Origin of the sequence: Paenibacillus sp. USDA918EY, assembly GCF_009870825.1 — a bacterium.
Classification (GTDB): Bacteria; Bacillota; Bacilli; order Paenibacillales; family Paenibacillaceae; genus Paenibacillus_AQ; species Paenibacillus_AQ albilobatus.
In genome coordinates this window covers 1-3,861 of sequence record NZ_WTWY01000037.1, presented here as the reverse complement: position 1 = coordinate 3,861, position 3,861 = coordinate 1, and the positions used below count along the sequence as shown (strand labels likewise).

Annotated in this window: 9 protein-coding genes; all 9 read right to left on the bottom strand. The window is 50.4% G+C overall.

The window, feature by feature from the left end; genetic code table 11:
* Window positions 1-176: 176 nt before the first annotated feature.
* On the bottom strand, window positions 177-404 hold the full coding sequence (locus GQY55_RS30550) for a DNA-binding protein (protein ID WP_160045692.1): 228 nt from the start codon (window positions 402-404) through the stop codon (window positions 177-179).
* A 79-nt stretch (window positions 405-483) separates the two neighbouring features.
* Window positions 484-936, bottom strand: a complete 453-nt coding sequence (locus tag GQY55_RS30545; protein ID WP_160045691.1) for an ArpU family phage packaging/lysis transcriptional regulator — start codon at window positions 934-936, stop codon at window positions 484-486.
* A gap of 69 nt (window positions 937-1,005) precedes the next feature.
* Window positions 1,006-1,500, bottom strand: coding sequence for a hypothetical protein (locus GQY55_RS30540; protein ID WP_160045690.1), 495 nt, complete (start codon window positions 1,498-1,500; stop codon window positions 1,006-1,008).
* A gap of 43 nt (window positions 1,501-1,543) precedes the next feature.
* Window positions 1,544-2,134, bottom strand: coding sequence for a hypothetical protein (locus GQY55_RS30535; protein WP_160045689.1), 591 nt, complete (start codon window positions 2,132-2,134; stop codon window positions 1,544-1,546).
* 323 nt (window positions 2,135-2,457) lie between these two features.
* Window positions 2,458-2,748, bottom strand: coding sequence for a hypothetical protein (locus tag GQY55_RS30530; RefSeq protein ID WP_160045688.1), 291 nt, complete (start codon window positions 2,746-2,748; stop codon window positions 2,458-2,460).
* Window positions 2,741-2,932, bottom strand: a complete 192-nt coding sequence (locus GQY55_RS30525) for a hypothetical protein (protein ID WP_160045687.1) — start codon at window positions 2,930-2,932, stop codon at window positions 2,741-2,743. The genes GQY55_RS30530 and GQY55_RS30525 overlap by 8 nt, the downstream gene beginning before the upstream one ends.
* 32 nt (window positions 2,933-2,964) lie before the next feature.
* A complete protein-coding gene (locus GQY55_RS30520) occupies window positions 2,965-3,282 on the bottom strand; it encodes a hypothetical protein (protein ID WP_160045686.1) in 318 nt (105 codons plus the stop codon).
* A complete protein-coding gene (locus tag GQY55_RS30515) occupies window positions 3,279-3,674 on the bottom strand; it encodes a hypothetical protein (protein WP_160045685.1) in 396 nt (131 codons plus the stop codon). Before GQY55_RS30515 ends, GQY55_RS30520 begins: the two co-directional genes overlap by 4 nt.
* A gap of 17 nt (window positions 3,675-3,691) precedes the next feature.
* Window positions 3,692-3,841, bottom strand: coding sequence for a DNA methyltransferase (locus GQY55_RS31720; RefSeq protein WP_268895090.1), 150 nt, complete (start codon window positions 3,839-3,841; stop codon window positions 3,692-3,694).
* Window positions 3,842-3,861 lie beyond the last annotated feature (20 nt).

Sequence of the window (3,861 nt, the reverse complement as noted above, 5' to 3'; positions counted from 1 at the left end):
GAGCACCATCTTGACAGGGTGGGGGTCAGTGGTTCGAGCCCACTGCAGATCATCAACTAAAACCCTTGCGTAGCAAGGGTTTTCTTATTTTTCTGTCATTGAATTATCGACGTAGTTTAGGTCGTGATACGAATTTGATACGAATAGCGTTTTGATACGAAAAAAGCAGCGGACTATTAGCCGCTGCTTTCTTTTTGGAAAATATCGAAATTCGTACCTTCTAACCAATTCCGAAAAACCAATTTGCTGATGTATATTTCCCGGCCTGCCCGAGCAACGTGAAACGGTGGTGACGATAGGAATTCATATGTTTTCTTCTGACTCATTTTCATTATTTTTTCAATATGCTTCGGTCTCAGAGTCATGGGATATTCATCCCACTCAGTACGCATAGTTTCTTGCATTGGGTCGTCTACCTCCTTGTATTGCCTGTTTTATAATCTTTATGAGAAGGGGCTTGGTTAACTTGCCCCTTCTGTTCAATCAATCCGACGCTTTTTCCTTTTCCACCAGCAGATTCAAATCACAGGCCAGTTTATAAAACGCCCGCCATCGGATCTTGCTGTACTTCCCCTCGCTGATCGGGGGCTGGAAAACGTGGTTATATACGTGCTGGTCCGTTATATAATCATGCTCAGTTGTCATGTACCGTTCCTCAATCAAAAACCTTTCCATGCGTGGCATCCGTTTTACGACCCGTTCTATCCGCTCACAAAAGCTTTTCTGTTTGGCCGGGGTGTCCACGTTATATATTGCGATATTGGCGGTTTGATCGCTCGTCACGTTGGTCGGGCCGTGAAACCGTTCTGTCGGCGACGCTGTGATGCTCGCCTCGCGTTCTTCGAAAGTCAGGAATTTGTACATCCTGTACCGCTCAAAGATTCCCTCCACGGCCTCTTGGGTGCGTTTGCGGTCAATTTCCGGTAAAAAGCTCATTTGCCCCAATCATCATCACCTCAACTTGCTGGGGATTCCCCGGCCGGAGCCGGGGCTTGTCTATTCCGATCAAAACGGCAGCTCATCATCTCCTAGCATCGGCGGGCCGTCCTCCTCCTGCTCCGCAGCTGCCGCGGCCTGCTCAAGTGTCATTTGGTTCGGATCGTGTACATCTACCGTTCCGTCCGGGTTGATCGTCCCGCGGACGCCCTCACGCGGTTCGTTGAATTCCTCAATGCTCATCTGGCTTGGCGCCACGCCGAGCGTTACATTCCGGCCAGCGAATTTATACAACTGCTGGGCCTTGTCGTCCCGATCGCCTTTAATACCGAATTTCATGACCGTCTTTTTGCTATCACGCTGCATGGAGATGAATTCCGCGGAGATATCGCCGCACACGTCATCCCCGCCGACTTCCAGCGAGAGAACAACAATGCTGCCGGAAAGCTCAAACAGTTCCATTTCTTCGCCGGCATCCTCCGTGCCCTTGATTTCAAACTTCAAAACTTCCTTCTTGTCGTCCTTTTGCATCGATTTAAACAAAACGTTCATAGTGGTTTTCATGGATTATTTCCCCTCTCGGAATATTTTTGGAGTAAGACTTGTCCTAGTTGACAGCTTCATCAGCAATAAAGAAATTTCCCCATCCGTCACGCTTCAGTTTTCCGTCAGCAGCCGGACGCACTTTCAATTTCTGTCCGCAATTGTGGCATTCGACGGATGTTTCATTTTCGGCGATGTATTGATTCCCCTTGTTTTTGCAGTCAGGGTTTTTGCACCAATACCGGCAGCGATAATGCGGCACGCCCTCTTTGTACTTAACGCCCGTTTTGAAGTGATCCGGCTCAGAGTTCTCGGCCTCGACATTAACCGACGACGGCCATACCATCTCTGAAATCGGCGTATGCAACGTTCGTGTCGATCCGATCAGATCCGGCTTCACAAATTCGGCGGCTTTAGTTGGTCTTTCGGGCGCAGTCTCCGCTGGAGCAACCTGAGACGCGGGCGGATGCGTCTCATCTTTCTTGCGATCCGAAGGTGGTGTTCTATTTTCGTCAGCAGGTTGGAGCGCCGGAGACGCCCCGAAAATAACCATGAATTTATCGATAATGGATTGTTTATGATCAATGGTAGGTGCTTCAATTTCCAATTCTCCGGACCCCACATTAGTTTTCAGCACGACTTTCAACCAACTCATTGACGATTTCCCCTCTCAAATTTTTAGTTGTGACTCAACGTAATCACAGTCATGGCGAAGATTGCGGCGATGCAAATATACGAATAATTGCGCGATGCTTCTTTATTTGAATCCTGCTCTGCGATTGTGCCCGCGAACGATATGCCGGCGATAACACTCAGGAAGATGATCAATACTCCCCACCTCGCTTAAGATACTTGCCGCTGTACCCCTTCCGCGGCGCCGTGACTTCGTACTGCTGCGGGCTGGTCTTTTCCGGTGGCTTATCCGCGCCGATTTACTTCAAATGCGCATCAAGACGCTCCCGGGACCATGTTTCGACTTTAAGACCCTTGTCCAGCATGCGGCACCTCCCGTAACCAATCAATTTCCCGGCGCGCAACCGCCAATTCCTTTTTCAGCTCCTGAAACCTGCTACTCATTGCGTAGTAATCGAGCATCCACTCGACTCCTAACTCGTTTTGCCGGCGCAGCTGCTGCTTGAGGGATTCAATCTCGGCGTCCTTCTCCTTCAGTGCTCGATCCAGTTTCCCGAGCGCGCCGCCAATGATCCTTCCTTCCATGATGGGCACGTGCTGCAGGGCTTGTCTGGCCGCTGCGATCTCCTTATCCATGGGATGCCTCCTTTTCTTCGATCAATTCGCCTTTGATTTCAACAGTTGTCCATTCACCTGTTTCAAGCATCAGCCACGGATCATCTTTAATTGCCTTTATGTCATAATTCAATCGTTCCTGATCACTCGTGAAAGCTTGGTAGTAGCTTTCTGGTTTGACTTCATATTCCCATTCGACGGTCATGGTTATTTTTGCTTTCAGCTTCTATCTCTCCTTTAGGCCGTGTATTTTGGCTCTTTGAACCAGAGACTCAGCAGATATGCGCAGCCGGCTTCCTTGTGCTCGTGCGACGGATCAAAGCTTCGCAAAATAGCCGATATATGCTTAAGAGCTTTCCCCTTGTCGATCCCTTCCCTGGGCTCGCAGTCGAACGACTTCAGGCCCCGGAAGAACCAAGTTGATACGAGGCGACTCCATTCATTACTATCCCGCTGAAACTCTTCAGGAATCTCGCTCATTGGTGGGAGGAGTTTTTTCATATCCCCGCCGAAAGCAAGATCAAGGCCGGTTATGTCTTGTGGCGTGTATTTCATAGCTTTTTACCTCCATGCCGCTGCGGCCGCGTCGCGTTGTAGGCCATCTTTTCTTCGATCGCTTGCTCCAGATCGATACCATAGCGCCCGCAGGCATCGAATACGCGGATGCAGATGTCGGCCAGCTCGGACGGGATGCCGCAGGGTTTCCAATACCCTGGAATCTTTAGCTGTGGCAAGGCATTTGGATAATGGGTGATAGTAACATCGCCCAGTTCTTCCTCATACCAAACATCCGTCGGCTCGTGCCCATTTCGATGATCCTCCAGCGCTTCGGACACTTCCGAGTGGACCAGAACAAGGACCTCCCCGAGACTGCGCTCCTCGTCCCACCAGCCTTTGCTGACGGCGTTCTGATGCGCCGCTTGTACATATTCGTTAATGGATTTCATCCGTTCATCTCTCCCATTCATATATTCAAAATCGGCTGCACGACCGCCGTGCGCCGCTGTGCGATCTCTACATACTGCTCACCCATCTCGATGATGGTGCACTCCCGGTTATTCTCCAGCGCCACCTTTAGAGTCGTTCCGGATCCACCAAAGGGATCGAGGACCAAGCCTCCGACCGGCGCCCCCG